Here is a 14,111-nt window from a genome sequence, read left to right on the forward strand (position 1 = left end):
ATCTTTAATCCGGATTAGATATTCTTTTTCAATCGTATCGAAACCGTAGTTCCTTCCCCTACCTTACTCTTTATTTGTACGGCCCCTTCATGTGCCTCAATTATATGCTTTACAATAGCAAGCCCCAAACCTGTTCCTCCTGAATTCCTGCTCCTCGCTTTATCTACACGGTAAAATCTTTCAAAAATTCTCGGAAGCTCATTTTCCTCAATTCCAATTCCAGTATCAATAATTTGAATTTCAACATAGTCTACCAGGCTTTTTGCTTTTACCGAAACCTTTGCTTTATTTGGAGAATACGACAAACTATTATTAATCACATTGATAAAAACTTGCTTCAATCTATCCATATCTCCATTTACTACTGTTGTTTCATCATCCACAGTAAGCTCTAATTGAATGTCTTTTTCCTCCGCTTTTGATTTAAGCATTCGTAAACTATTTTCTAATAGTTCTTTCACATTAACGCTTGAAAAGTGAAGCGAAAAACCCTTATTCTCCATCTTTGATAAATCTAATAAATCTTGAATAAGAACTTGAAGACGATGACTTTCATTTAGAATGATTGTTAAAAATTCTTCTAAGACTTCTCTATCATTCATTGCACCATCTAATAAAGTTTCCGCAAACCCCTTAATAGATGTAATCGGTGTACGAAGCTCATGTGAGACATTGGCAACAAAGTCCTTACGCATCTGTTCAAGTCTTTTCAAATCTGTAATATCATGAAAGACAAGAACAACACCTTTCCATTCCACATTTGCCCCTAATATTGGTGAAGCATATACTTCAAAATCCTTTTGTTCGTTTCCAATCGTCAAGTGGATTTGTCTTCGTAACTTTCGCTCCGTCATAAAAATTTCTTCTACCAATTTTACAATTTCCTTGTAAGTAAATGCCTCATAATAAAGCTGCCCCATTAAATCATCTTGATCAATTTTAAATATCTCATTGATCGACCGATTGAAAATATTAATGTATCCTTTACTATCGATAAACAATAGTCCGCTTCCCATATTTTCAATCAAGGTATGTAAACGGTCATGCTGCATTTCATAGGATTTTGTCATTTCTTCAATATTTCTAGCAACAATATTGATGGAATGTCCCAGTAACCCGGCAGCACTTACATGGTCTTCATAGGTCCGTGCTCGATAATCTCCCTTTGCAAGTTCTTTAACTGCTCTTGTTGCAGCATCAATCGGTTTTGTATAAGTGGTCGTAATTCTTACAATTAGTGAAAGAATCGTAACTAAAGCAATTCCTAAACAGATGGTAAGAGCTATCCAGACCTGTTGGATTGTTTTTTCGACAGAATCTCCATGTAAGGCACTATTGGTGATAAGGCTACTAATAAATTGCCCTAACACAAAACCCATACATAGAAAAACAATAATAATTAAAAAGATAATCGCAAAAAGGAGCCTCGAATGAAATTTATTCATAGAGTTTTGGCTCCTCAAGCTTATAGCCTAATCCCCTAACTGTTTTAATAAAACTTGGCTTTTTCGAATCCTTTTCAATTTTTTCACGCAAATGACTAATATGAACATCAACGATTCTTGTATCACCAGCAAAATCATAATTCCAAACCGCACTTAAGAGTTGGTCTCGAGTTAATACTCTGCCTTTATTTTTTGCTAAATAGGCAAGGAGTTCAAATTCTTTCGGAGTCAATTCAAGTGCTTCCTCGTTAAAATAGGCCTCAAAATTTTCAGGTAAAATTTGTAGTGGCCCTATTATTATCTGCGAAGTTGTTGTATTTTCTTCTATGTTACCTTCATTTCTACTTGTTCTTCTTAAAATGGCCTTTACACGGGCTACAACCTCTCTTGGACTAAATGGTTTAGTCATATAATCATCAGCCCCGAGCTCTAATCCTAAAACTTTATCAAATTCGTCGTCCCTAGCGGTTAACATTAGGATTGGAATATCTACTTTATTTTGACGAAGCTGCTTGCAAACTTCGATTCCATCCAATTTTGGCAGCATTAAGTCTAGGACGATAATTTGTGGTCTTTCTGCTAGAGCTTTCTCTAAACCTTCTTCCCCGTCCATAGCAGTAATAACCTCGTATCCTGCCTGTTGTAGGTTATACTGAAGTAATGTAATGATCGACCGTTCATCCTCCACAACCAATACTTTTTTGTTCATTGTCTTCCTCCATCAAAAAAAGATAAACCCCATCAATTTTTCTCTCTATATAAAATCATTATAGAATAACATTTCTGGACTTGCCACGAAAATAAAAAAAGAGAGGCTACGCTCTCAAAAGTTCTCCAATATTTTCCCTTCCAATGGAGTGATTCGATGTGGTGGACAAACTAGTATTCTTCCCTCAATTGCTTTTGATTCATCTTCATCAAAAGCAGTTACTGATATTTCAACTGTGTGATCACGGTAATTAATATTGGTTACCTCAAAAAAAAACTGAACTGTGGCATAGTGATGTAATGGTTGTAAAAAATCAATTTCTTGTTTAAGAATATGACTGCCAGGACCGGGTAAATATTTTGAAATTGCTGCTGTTATAACACCTGTCAGCATGACAGTGGGAACGATTGGTTTCTTAAAGGGCGTTTGAGATGCATAATCATGTTGGATATAAAGTGGATTTGCATCATTTGTTAACCCTAAGTATAACAATAAATCTTTATCTTCAATTTTCTCAGTCAAGGTTAATTTTTCTCCAACCGACATTTCTTCTATCTTTCTTCCTAGTTTTCGTTTTTTCCCTAATAACATAAAAAAGAGTGCACCTCCATCGATTTTGAAGACGATTACAATATTATGTACAAAAGATTCGGGGGATACCCCCGAATCTCGTTTTTAATTAACTTATGATTAGGCAAGGATATTCATGACGTTTTTTACGGAATCTGCGGATTTTGCGAGTTCTATCTTTTCTTGTTCGGTTAGATCAAGTTCAATGATTTTTTCAATACCGTTTGCACCGAGAATTGTTGGTACTCCCAGGTATATTCCATTGAAGCCGTACTCACCTTCTAAATATGCAATTGCAGGTAAGACACGTCGCTGATCTTTTAGAATGGCTTCTACCATTTCAACGAGGGAAGCTGCAGGTGCATAATATGCACTTCCGTTACCTAATAGATTTACAATTTCACCGCCACCTTTACGTGTACGTTCAACAATAGCGTCTAAGCGATCTTTTGGAAGTAGGGTTTCTAGTGGAATTCCTCCTGCATAGGAGTAGCGAACAAGTGGTACCATGTCGTCACCATGACCACCAAGGACAAATCCAGTTATATCTTTCACTGATAAATTTAGTTCCTGGGCAATAAATGTACGGAATCGTGCAGTGTCGAGAACGCCTGATTGGCCAATGACACGATTTTTTGGAAATCCTGATTCCTTAAATACAGTATAAGTCATAGCGTCAACTGGGTTGGTTAAAACAATGATGTAGCTATTAGGAGAATGTTTTACGATTTCTTGAGCAACACTTTTCATGATTTTTTGGTTTGTTTGAACAAGATCATCACGACTCATTCCTGGTTTACGAGCAATTCCCGCCGTGATTACAACGATATCTGAATCTGCAGTGTCCTCATAATTGGCAGTACCCGTAATGTTTGCATCAAACCCTTGAACAGGACTCGCTTCTTGCATATCAAGAGCTTTCCCTTTTGTTGGGTTCTCCATTTGTGGGATATCAACTAAAACGACATCTCCTAGTTCTTTTTGAGCAATCAAAAATGCGGTTGTTGCACCAGTAAAACCACTACCAATTACAGAGATTTTTTTTCGCTTAAATTGACTCATATCATATCCTCCCTATTCATATGTAAATGTAAGTAACTACCCTAAAAGGGTAGTTACTTACATCTATGATTAGCCTAAGTTTTTGATTAGTTCATTAGCAAACTCTGAACATTTTACTTCTGTAGCGCCCTCCATTAGACGAGCGAAGTCATATGTTACAACCTTAGATTCAATCGTTTTTTCCATTGAATTCATGATAAGTTCAGCTGCTTCATTCCAACCAAGGTGTTCAAGCATTAATACGCCTGATAAAAGAACAGAGGATGGGTTAACTTTATCTAAACCTGCATATTTAGGCGCAGTACCATGTGTAGCTTCGAAAATTGCATGCCCAGTTTCATAGTTAATATTTGCTCCTGGAGCAATTCCGATTCCACCAACTTGTGCTGCTAATGCATCAGAAATGTAGTCACCATTTAAGTTCATTGTAGCGACAACATCAAATTCACGTGGACGAGTTAAGATTTGTTGTAAGAAGATGTCAGCAATCGAATCCTTTACAATAATCTTACCTGCTGCTTCAGCATCAGCTTGTGCTTTATTAGCTGCATCTTTACCTTCTTCTTCAACGATGCGGTCATATTGTGCCCAAGTGAATACTTTATCTCCAAATTCTTGTTCAGCTAGCTCATAGCCCCAGTTTTTGAAGGCACCTTCCGTAAACTTCATGATGTTACCTTTGTGTACAAGTGTTACCGATTTACGTCCTTGTTCGATTGCATAGTTAATTGCAGCACGAACTAAACGCTTTGTTCCTTCTTCAGAAACAGGTTTGATACCAAGACCAGAAGTTTCTGGGAAGCGGATTTTATTAACACCTAATTCATTTTGAAGGAAGTTGATAAGTTTTTGTACCTCTTCAGAACCTTTTGCATATTCAATACCTGCGTAAATATCTTCAGTGTTTTCACGGAAGATTACCATATCTGTATCTTCAGGACGCTTTACTGGTGATGGTACACCAGTGAAATAGCGTACAGGACGAAGACATGTAAATAAATCTAGTTCTTGACGTAATGCAACGTTTAATGAACGGATACCACCACCAACCGGAGTAGTAAGAGGTCCTTTAATTGCAATTATGTACTCACGAATCAAATCTAATGTCTCTTCAGGTAACCATTCGCCTGTTTGATTAAATGCTTTTTCACCTGCTAGCACTTCTTTCCAAACAATAGATTTTTCCCCATTGTATGCTTTTTCAACAGCTGCTTCAAGTACTCGTGAAGCTGCAGCCCAAATATCAGGACCAGTTCCATCACCTTCAATAAAAGGAATGATTGGGTTATTTGGTACGTTTAGTACACCATTTGATACTGTAATTTTTTCTCCTGCCACTAGTATTACCTCCTAAAGTTGTTGAGAAGTATTTCAAGAGGAAATTTCCTCTTGAAATACTTCTTCATTTTAATATATATTGTTAGATTATCAAATGAATAATGTTAATCTCTTTCATTAATTGGAACGTATTTTTGCATTCCTGGGCCAGTATATTCAGCACGTGGACGGATTAATCGGTTGTTTTCATATTGCTCAAGAATATGAGCTAACCAACCAGAAACACGGCTTACTGCAAAGATTGGTGTAAATAAATCATGATCAATTCCTAAGCTATGGTAAACAGATGCTGAGTAGAAGTCAACATTGGGTGGTAATGGTTTTTCACTCGTAACAATTTCTTCGATTTTTGTTGACATCTCATACCATTTTGGTTCGCCAGTAATCGTTGTTAATTTGTAAGACATAGCTTTTAAGTGTTTTGCACGTGGGTCACCTTTACGATATACTCTGTGTCCAAATCCCATGATTTTTTCTTTGTTAGCTAATTTTGTTTTAATGTAGGTTTCAGCGTTGTCTACTTCTCCTACTTCTGTAAGCATTTTCATAACTGCTTCATTTGCACCACCATGAAGTGGACCTTTCAATGCCCCAATTGCAGCAGTAATACCTGAATATACATCAGATAAAGTTGCAACACATACACGAGCTGTGAAAGTGGATGCATTTAGTTCGTGATCAGCGTGAAGTACTAATGCTTTATTGAATGCTTCTTCTGCAATCTCACTTGGTTCTTGACCACTTAGCATATATAAAAAGTTCGCTGCAAAGCTTAGATCAGTGCGTGGATCAACTGGTTCTAATCCTTTACGAATACGCGAAAAGGCGGTAACAATTGTAGGTAATTTCGCCTGAAGCCGAATCGCCTTACGATAATTAGCCTCTGGATCCATTACATCTGCTTCATCATCATATAATCCTAAGAGTGAAACAGCCGAGCGAAGAGCCCCCATTGGATGGACCTTATCAATTGGGTAAGTTTTGAAATGATTTAGTAATTCTTGAGGTAGACTAGCATTTTCAGCAAGTTGCTGTTTTAATTCAGCTAACTCCTCTTTATTTGGAAGTTTACGATGCCATAATAGGTAAACAACTTCTTCAAAACTAGCATTATCTGCTAAATCATCAATATTGTATCCGGCATAAGTTAAAGTGTCATCAATAATTGAACTTACTGAAGATGTTGTAGCTACAATCCCTTCAAGACCCTTTGTTGCTGTCATAAAACCCTCTCCTTTATTCTTATTCCCCTACCCTCTTATAAAGAGGTAAATTGAGCGCACGCTCAAAAACTAAACATTTTTATACATACATTAGTATGCCTGAAACACTTTAATTTCGCTAAGTAAATGCTTTCATTTTTGAATAAACCGCTCAAAGCCACATATATCAAAATATTAATGTGACAATAAAAAATTTTCCTGCAAGTGAAATCGAAAAATATGTAGAAAAATTATAACCCTTTGACTCTATTATAATAAAAAATCTGACTTTTGTGAATCAAAAGAGACAAATATCCCCTAATAAATTATTATTACACAAAAATATTTTGCACTTGGTTAACTCCTTTGCGGCTTAGCAGAGATGTTACCAATTTATAAATCATCTAATAGATTATGTGATTTTAGCTTATAATGCATGTTACTCTCGAATATTTTTCACTCGCTCATTACGTATAATATCATAGATAAGACTTTTTCTCCATTATTGGGAACTTTATTATTCATTTCATCGTATTACTTTTAAAGTTATCAAAGAGATTGTAAAATAAAATATGTAAGAAATTCCTAGGGAGGAAAAAGTTTGAATATTAACTATGTGTATGGGTTTCTAAGATTTCTATTGGTTATTGCATTAGTTGTCATAGGTTTTGTGTTTTTTTATTTTGTTTTTAAACTTACATATCCGTTCATCTTCGCATTATTAATAGCTTTCCTTATTAATCCTCTTGTTAATTTTTTTGAACGAAAAGGAAGGATGCCTCGCAGTTTATCAGTATTTTTAGGAATCTTGCTGGTTTTTGGGATTGTAACGGGTTTCCTTACTTTGTTAATAGCAGAGATTATTTCAGGGGCGAATTATTTAGCAAAAGAAGTTCCACAGCATTTTGAAAAGCTTGTCATTTATTTTGAAGATTTAATTGTTGGTCAAATTATTCCCCTATATGAAAGAGTAACAAGCATATTCGATAATTTGGACCAGGGACAACAACAAACAATTATGGATAATGTTAGTAATGTTGGTACAACCATCGCAACAAATGTCGGTGAATTTGTTAAAGCATTTTTAGAAAATATCCCTGTGTTTCTGGGTTGGCTACCAAATGCGGCGACAGTTATTGTATTTTCACTTTTAGCTACATTTTTTATAAGTAAGGACTGGAATAAGTTTGTAATAATGGGCCGAAAGTTTATCCCCGTTAAGGCTCGAACAAGTGGAAAATCCGTGTTTATAGAACTAAAAAAAGCGTTATTTGGATTTGTTAAAGCACAGGCGACATTAATTTCAATTACTGCAGGAATTGTGTTAATTGGTTTATTAATCTTACGGGTCAATTACGCAATTACGATTGCCTTGTTAATTGGACTTGTTGATTTGCTTCCTTATCTAGGAACAGGACTTGTGTTCGTACCATGGATTATTTATTCCGCATTTAGTGGTGATATGCCATTAGCAATTGGTCTTGGTATCCTATATATCGTTGTGATTGTGCAGCGCCAGGTCATGGAGCCTAAGGTTATCTCTTCTAGTATCGGATTAGATCCTTTAGCAACATTGATTTCACTTTTTGTAGGGTTTCAATTGTTCGGATTTATTGGATTGATCATTGGACCTGTCATTCTAGTCATCATCAGGACCTTGTACACTACAGGGGTATTTCAAGATGTATGGTATTTTATTGTAGGTAAACAAACATAAGACAAGCCATTGCAGATGCAATGGCTTTATTTTATGTTACCAACGACGTATAACTGTGAAGTTTCCTCTATCCATTCTTCGTCTAATCCAGTTCACAAGGATTGGTTTTATATAATTTCGTGGTTTAGGAAAAAGCAGCAAAAAACCTGTGAGATCTGATAGATAACCTGGAGTTAAAAGCAATATGGCACCAATAAGAATGCAAATTCCGTCCATAATCGCTTCACTAGGAACCTGTCCATAATTCATTTGTTGCTGGGCACGTCTAAGCGTTTCTAGCCCTTGTTTTTTTGCAAGCCATGCGCCAATCACTCCAGTAAGGATAATTAGTAACAATGTAATTGGAATTCCAAGGGTCTTGCCTGAAAAAATAAGGACACTAATTTCTAATGCCGGTACAATAATAATTAATGCCAGTAAAACTCTCATAGAATCCTCCTCAAAAATGAAGGGTTTTCTTATATTATACGTTTCTTGTCCTCAAAAAAGTAGTAAAAAAAGAGAAGGTTACCCTTCTCTTTTCTTATAGAACATTTGCATGTCCTTCGTATATAACTCCACGTGAAGAATCGACAGTAATATCTTGTCCATCTTTTAAGAGTGTTGTTGCATTTTCAACACCAACAATGACAGGGATACCGATGCTTAACCCAACTACTGCGGCATGGCTAGTTAAACCGCCCTCTTCAGTAATTAATGCAGATGCTTGCTCCAAGTATTTCACCATATCGCGGTCAGTTGCTGATGTTACAAGGATTGCACCGTCATACATTTTTGCTTCTGCTTCTTCACTATTATTTGCTACAACTACTTTTCCAAAAGCTGATTTTCTACCAATTCCTTGGCCACTAGCAATTGTATTACCAACGACATGAATCTTCATAATATTGGTAGTTCCACACTCGCCAACAGGTACTCCAGCTGTAATTACTACTAGGTCACCTGGTTTAACAATACCAGTATTTAATGCAACATCAACAGAGTTATCAAGCATTTCATCTGTGGATTTTGCAACAGTACCTGTTTGTGGGTACACACCCCAAACTAGAGAAAGCTTTCTAGTAGTTGATTCATTTGCAGTTACGGCAATGATTGGTGCCTTAGGACGATATTTTGAAATCATTCTTGCAGTATGTCCACTTTCTGTAGGCGTTACGATTGCGGAAGCATCTAGGTTTAGCGCAGTATGGGCAACAGATTGACCAATAGCGTCTGTAATTGTGGTACCGGATATTTTGCTGCGCTGAGATAAAATCTCACGATGAACTAATGCCTGCTCAGCTCTGGATGCAATGTTATGCATTGTTTGAACAGCTTCAACTGGATAAGAACCTGCAGCCGTTTCACCAGATAGCATGATTGCATCAGTACCATCAAAAATGGCATTCGCAACGTCACTTGCTTCTGCACGAGTAGGTCTAGGATTGCGTTGCATTGAATCTAGCATTTGCGTTGCCGTAATTACTGGTTTTCCAAGGGCATTACATTTTTTGATTAATTCTTTTTGAACAAGTGGTACTTCCTCAGCAGGAATTTCAACCCCTAAGTCTCCACGAGCTACCATCAATCCATCAGATACTTCAAGTATCTCATCGATGTTATCTACACCCTCTTGGTTTTCAATTTTAGGAATGATTTGAATGGCATCCCCATTATTTTCTTCTAGTAATTCTCTAATTTCTAAAACGTCTGAAGCACGACGAACAAAGGATGCTGCAATATAATCAACATCTTGTTGGATACCGAAAACAATATCCTTTGCATCTTTTTCAGTAATACCTGGTAGGTTCACGCTAACGCCAGGAACGTTAACACCTTTTTTATTTTTTAATGTTCCACTATTTAATACTTTTGTTAGAATTTCACGTTTTTGTTGATTAATTTCTACTACTTCTAATCCGATTAAACCATCATCTAACAAAATTCTGGAACCTGGATGAACATCCTCAATAAGTCCCGGATATGTAATCGAGAATTTTTCCGGTGTACCAATTACTTCTTCCATCGAAATAGTTATATTTGAACCTTCAACTAATTCAATTGCACCATTTTCCATTGTATTTGTACGAATTTCTGGTCCTTTAGTATCTAATAAAATTGCTATATTCTTGCCAGTAATTTTTGAAGCTTCACGGATATTTTTGATACGAGCACCATGTTCCTCAAAGTCACCATGTGAAAAATTAAGTCTTGCTACATTCATTCCTGCATTAACCAATGCTACTAATTTTTCTATACTTTCACTAGCAGGTCCTATCGTACAAACTATTTTTGCTTTTCTCATTACATTTTCCTCCTCTATAATCGCCTTTATAATCAGCGATTACCTAAACTTCACCAATAAGTATTTATTAAATTGATAGCTCATGAGCTAAGTTATACATTTTTTGATCAATCGTATGTTTACGATCTAAAATTTCCATAATATCGTGATCAACTAGTTGGTTCTGTTGAATTCCTACAGCTCTTCCACCTTTTCCTTCTAACAATAACTCAACAGCTTTTGCACCTAGACGACTTGCCAATACTCGGTCAGTCGCAGTAGGGGAACCACCACGTTGAATATGTCCAAGAACACTTACTCTTGTTTCAAAATTCGTTGCTTCTTGAATTTTCTTTCCAATTTCTACACCGCTGCCTACACCCTCAGCTACGACAATAATACTGTGTTTCTTCCCACGGTCATGTCCACGATTGAGCTTAGCAATAATATCATTCATGTCATGATTTTCTTCTGGAATTAAGATTGTTTCAGCACCACCGGCCATTCCAGCCCATAAGGCAAGGTCACCAGCATGTCTACCCATTACTTCAATTACATATGTACGTTCATGTGAAGTTGCGGTATCTCTAATTTTATCAATTGCATCAATTACTGTATTTAATGCCGTATCAAAGCCGATTGTAAAATCTGTACCAGGAATGTCATTATCGATTGTACCTGGAACACCCACACATGGAAAACCAAGTTCAGTTAATTTTTGCGCACCACGGTAAGAGCCGTCGCCACCAATTACAACTAAGCCTTCGATTCCTAATTTATTTAGTTGTTCGATTCCTTTTTTACGGCCCTCTTCTGTCTTGAATTCCTGACATCGTGCAGTATAAAGCATCGTACCACCCCGATGTATTATATCACCAACAGAACCAATTTCTAATTTTTTGATTTGCCCACTAATTAGTCCAGCATATCCTTGGTAAACTCCATATACTTCTACATCATGATAGATTGCTTTCCGAACAACAGCACGTATCGCAGCGTTCATTCCAGGAGAATCCCCACCACTAGTTAAAACACCTATTCTTTTCATTTTTCCACCTCTATGTAAAAGATAATCTTAAAGCAATTACAATTATGATTATTCGCTTATACTATTCTTTCGCAATATGTATAAAATAACACTAATATATGAGTAAAACAACTAAGATTACTGAAAAAAATGTGAAAATGTGTCGAAAAAATAAAGAATGATATGGATTCTTGCGCGGAATTAAAATAGTAAATATGGATTTGCCTTCAAAAATATTATTGCCAAATGTAAATTATTAAACAAAGTAAAACGTGCTCTACACGTTGTGTTAGATGCACGTCTACGTTTTACTGAACTCCGATAAAATCTTCTTCAGCTATTTTAAATTGGCCTATCTTTTTATATTTTTGATAGCGATGCTGAATTAACTCATCTTTGTTTAATTTGCTTAGTTCTTTTAATGATTGTAAAAGAACTGTGTCAATGGAAGCTGCTTGTTCTGTAACATCCTTATTAGCTCCACCTCTTACTTCAGGAATGATTTCATCTACAATCCCAAGCTCTTTTAAGTCAGGTGCGGTTATTTTCATGGATTCAGCAGCTTTTTTTGCAAGTCCTGCATCTTTCCAAAGTAACGCAGCGGCACCCTCTGGGGATATGACAGAATAAGTTGAGTTTTCAAGCATGTGGATGTGGTTTCCAACACCTAAAGCAAGAGCTCCACCACTTCCACCTTCTCCAATAACGATACAAACGACAGGCACTGTTAGGCTTGCCATTTCAAAAAGGTTTTTTGCAATCGCTTCGCTCTGACCACGTTCCTCCGCCGCTTTACCTGGATATGCACCTTTTGTATCAATAAAACATATAATTGGTCGATTAAATTTTTCAGCTTGTTTCATTAAGCGGAGCGCTTTCCGATATCCCTCTGGATGTGGCATACCGAAATTCCTTCTGATATTTTCTTTCGTATCTTTACCGCGTTGGTGGCCGATAACAGTTACTGGTAAACCATGGTATTTAGCAATACCACCGACAATTGCAGCATCATCGCCATAATAACGATCACCATGACACTCAAAGAAATTAGTAAAAATTCGCTCAATGTAGTCAAGGGTTGTCGGCCTTTCTGGATGTCGAGCAATTTGGACACGGTCCCATGGTTTCAAATGACTATAAATTTCATTCTCCAGTTTTTGAAGTCTTGTTTCCAGTTTTGAAATTTCATCTGACAAATCCACATTGGACTCGCTTGTAAATTCTTTTAACTCAGCAATCTTTTTCTTCAATTCTATTACTGGTTTCTCAAATTCTAGTTCGCCTACCAATTAACCGCACCCCCATTCGTATGAATATCTACTATATTTGCTAATGTCTCTTTTAAATCATGTCGATGGATAACAGCATCCAATTGACCATGCTTTAATAGAAACTCGGCTGTTTGGAAGTCATCCGGAAGTTCTTCACGAATCGTTTGTTCAATGATTCTTCTACCAGCAAATCCAATTAGTGCCCCAGGTTCTGCAAAATTAAAATCACCTAATGAAGCAAAGCTTGCGGAAACTCCACCAGTTGTTGGATGAGTCATCATTGAAATAATAAGGCCACCCTGGTCACTAAATAGCTTTAAGGCTGAACTTGTTTTTGCCATTTGCATTAAGCTTAAAACGCCTTCCTGCATTCTTGCTCCCCCAGAAGCTGTGAAAATAAGAAATGGTACCTTTTCTTCCATTGCCTTTTCAATTGCTCTCGTAATCTTCTCCCCAACTACAGAACCCATACTTCCCATGCGAAAACTTGAGTCCATAATTGCTAATACAATTCGATTCCCGTTAATTGTTCCTTCACCGGTTACCACAGCTTCATTAATACCAGTTTTCACTTGGTCCTTTTTTAGCTTTTCAAGATAGTCTGGAAAACCTAATGGATTTTCTGAAATCATGTCTTTATCAAACTCGATAAAAGACCCTTCATCAAGTAAGCTTTCTACTCTTTCATAGGCCGTCATTTGATAGTGATATCCGCAATTCATACAAACCTTATCGTTTTTCATTAATTCTTTTGTGTACATGATTTTTTTACAGTTTGGACATTTGCTCATAATACCTTCTGGTACATCTTGTCTTGCTTGCTCAGAAGGAATTGAAGCATATTTTTTCTTTTTCACAAAAAAGTCTTTTATCAAAAAGGAACCTCCTCACACTTTCAATGGAATAGCTTTTTTGACTTAGTTTTCAACTATCATTCTTATTTTAGGCTGTTTTCGCAAACTTTGTTGTTATTGAAACAATTCATTTATCCATTAGCAACAATCTTACAGAAAGAGCCTTTTTTTAAGACATAAAGTATGTGTAACGAAAAAAAGGAAAACCATTTATCTTCCTTCGTTGCCAAAAAAGCATGTACTTATACTTTACTGAATGTCTTAATTATTTTTTGTAGGAATATGTCAACAAAAACACGACAAATTCCTACATCGTTATTTTTTCATAGGCAGATAAAACCTCTGCCACATCTCTATTACGCAGTCCGATCACTAACTCATCAAAGCATTCTTTGTTTATTACATGAGTCTGTTCCTCATAAATAAACTTTACATACTCATTAATAACGACCCATATTCGCAATAAAAGTCGATTACCTGTTGCTTCAACAATCGTTTTAAAAAGGAATTCTTCTGGGTCTTCGACAATCCAAAGGTTTTCTTCTATTTCTGTAAGTATCTCATCGCTCATTTTATGACAAGCCAATTCGATACATGATTTTTCGAGTGAATGTTTTGTTTCAATGAGATCATTCTTTGTTTTATCTCCTTGG

The 14,111-nt window shown here is 36.3% G+C and carries 12 protein-coding genes and 1 pseudogene; 1 reads left to right on the forward strand and 12 read right to left on the reverse strand.

The window, feature by feature from the left end:
• Nucleotides 1-14 precede the first annotated feature (14 nt).
• The 6 genes from pnpS to citZ all read right to left on the reverse strand — a co-directional run bounded on the left by pnpS (nt 15) and on the right by citZ (nt 6,347).
• Entirely contained in the window at nt 15-1,445 is a 1,431-nt protein-coding gene (gene pnpS, locus BTHG_RS19315) for a two-component system histidine kinase PnpS (protein ID WP_010678389.1), read from the reverse strand.
• On the reverse strand, nt 1,438-2,154 hold the full coding sequence (locus tag BTHG_RS19320) for a response regulator transcription factor (protein WP_010678390.1): 717 nt from the start codon (nt 2,152-2,154) through the stop codon (nt 1,438-1,440). Before BTHG_RS19320 ends, pnpS begins: the two co-directional genes overlap by 8 nt.
• A 114-nt stretch (nt 2,155-2,268) precedes the next feature.
• Entirely contained in the window at nt 2,269-2,745 is a 477-nt protein-coding gene (locus BTHG_RS19325; protein ID WP_010678391.1) for a MaoC family dehydratase, read from the reverse strand.
• A gap of 99 nt (nt 2,746-2,844) precedes the next feature.
• A complete protein-coding gene (gene mdh, locus BTHG_RS19330) occupies nt 2,845-3,786 on the reverse strand; it encodes a malate dehydrogenase (RefSeq protein ID WP_010678392.1) in 942 nt (313 codons plus the stop codon).
• 69 nt (nt 3,787-3,855) lie between these two features.
• The gene (gene icd, locus BTHG_RS19335; protein ID WP_087947085.1) at nt 3,856-5,130 is read right to left on the reverse strand and encodes an NADP-dependent isocitrate dehydrogenase; all 1,275 of its coding nucleotides are present in this window, start codon (nt 5,128-5,130) and stop codon (nt 3,856-3,858) included.
• A gap of 98 nt (nt 5,131-5,228) precedes the next feature.
• On the reverse strand, nt 5,229-6,347 hold the full coding sequence (citZ, locus tag BTHG_RS19340; protein ID WP_010678394.1) for a citrate synthase: 1,119 nt from the start codon (nt 6,345-6,347) through the stop codon (nt 5,229-5,231).
• A gap of 580 nt (nt 6,348-6,927) precedes the next feature.
• On the opposite strand from citZ, the gene ytvI reads away from it, so the two are divergent.
• Nucleotides 6,928-8,043, forward strand: coding sequence for a sporulation integral membrane protein YtvI (ytvI, locus tag BTHG_RS19345; RefSeq protein WP_010678395.1), 1,116 nt, complete (start codon nt 6,928-6,930; stop codon nt 8,041-8,043).
• A 36-nt stretch (nt 8,044-8,079) separates the two neighbouring features.
• Here ytvI and BTHG_RS19350 read toward each other — a convergent pair whose 3' ends face one another.
• The 6 genes and pseudogenes from BTHG_RS19350 to BTHG_RS27145 form a co-directional block, all read right to left on the reverse strand.
• Nucleotides 8,080-8,472, reverse strand: coding sequence for an FxsA family protein (locus tag BTHG_RS19350; protein WP_010678396.1), 393 nt, complete (start codon nt 8,470-8,472; stop codon nt 8,080-8,082).
• Between the two features lie 94 nt (nt 8,473-8,566).
• A complete protein-coding gene (gene pyk / locus BTHG_RS19355; protein ID WP_010678397.1) occupies nt 8,567-10,327 on the reverse strand; it encodes a pyruvate kinase in 1,761 nt (586 codons plus the stop codon).
• 67 nt (nt 10,328-10,394) lie between these two features.
• Entirely contained in the window at nt 10,395-11,354 is a 960-nt protein-coding gene (pfkA, locus tag BTHG_RS19360; RefSeq protein WP_010678398.1) for a 6-phosphofructokinase, read from the reverse strand.
• Between the two features lie 287 nt (nt 11,355-11,641).
• On the reverse strand, nt 11,642-12,622 hold the full coding sequence (accA, locus tag BTHG_RS19365; protein ID WP_010678399.1) for an acetyl-CoA carboxylase carboxyl transferase subunit alpha: 981 nt from the start codon (nt 12,620-12,622) through the stop codon (nt 11,642-11,644).
• Nucleotides 12,616-13,479: an acetyl-CoA carboxylase, carboxyltransferase subunit beta gene (gene accD, locus BTHG_RS19370; RefSeq protein WP_010678400.1), complete on the reverse strand. Its 864-nt coding sequence runs from the start codon at nt 13,477-13,479 to the stop codon at nt 12,616-12,618. Before accD ends, accA begins: the two co-directional genes overlap by 7 nt.
• A 286-nt stretch (nt 13,480-13,765) precedes the next feature.
• Nucleotides 13,766-14,111 (reverse strand): annotated as a pseudogene (locus BTHG_RS27145) (hypothetical protein); the annotation flags it as partial.

The organism is Bacillus timonensis, from assembly GCF_000285535.1.
Taxonomy (GTDB): Bacteria; Bacillota; Bacilli; order Bacillales; family Bacillaceae_L; genus Ferdinandcohnia; species Ferdinandcohnia timonensis.

Coding starts and splice junctions, on each gene's coding strand:
- citZ (WP_010678394.1), bottom strand. CDS start 6,347: ATGACAGCAACAAAGGGTCTTGAAGGGATTGTAGCTACAACATCTTCA.
- BTHG_RS19320 (WP_010678390.1), bottom strand. CDS start 2,154: ATGAACAAAAAAGTATTGGTTGTGGAGGATGAACGGTCGATCATTACA.
- BTHG_RS19325 (WP_010678391.1), bottom strand. CDS start 2,745: ATGTTATTAGGGAAAAAACGAAAACTAGGAAGAAAGATAGAAGAAATG.
- mdh (WP_010678392.1), bottom strand. CDS start 3,786: ATGAGTCAATTTAAGCGAAAAAAAATCTCTGTAATTGGTAGTGGTTTT.
- BTHG_RS19350 (WP_010678396.1), bottom strand. CDS start 8,472: ATGAGAGTTTTACTGGCATTAATTATTATTGTACCGGCATTAGAAATT.
- pfkA (WP_010678398.1), bottom strand. CDS start 11,354: ATGAAAAGAATAGGTGTTTTAACTAGTGGTGGGGATTCTCCTGGAATG.
- pyk (WP_010678397.1), bottom strand. CDS start 10,327: ATGAGAAAAGCAAAAATAGTTTGTACGATAGGACCTGCTAGTGAAAGT.
- pnpS (WP_010678389.1), bottom strand. CDS start 1,445: ATGAATAAATTTCATTCGAGGCTCCTTTTTGCGATTATCTTTTTAATT.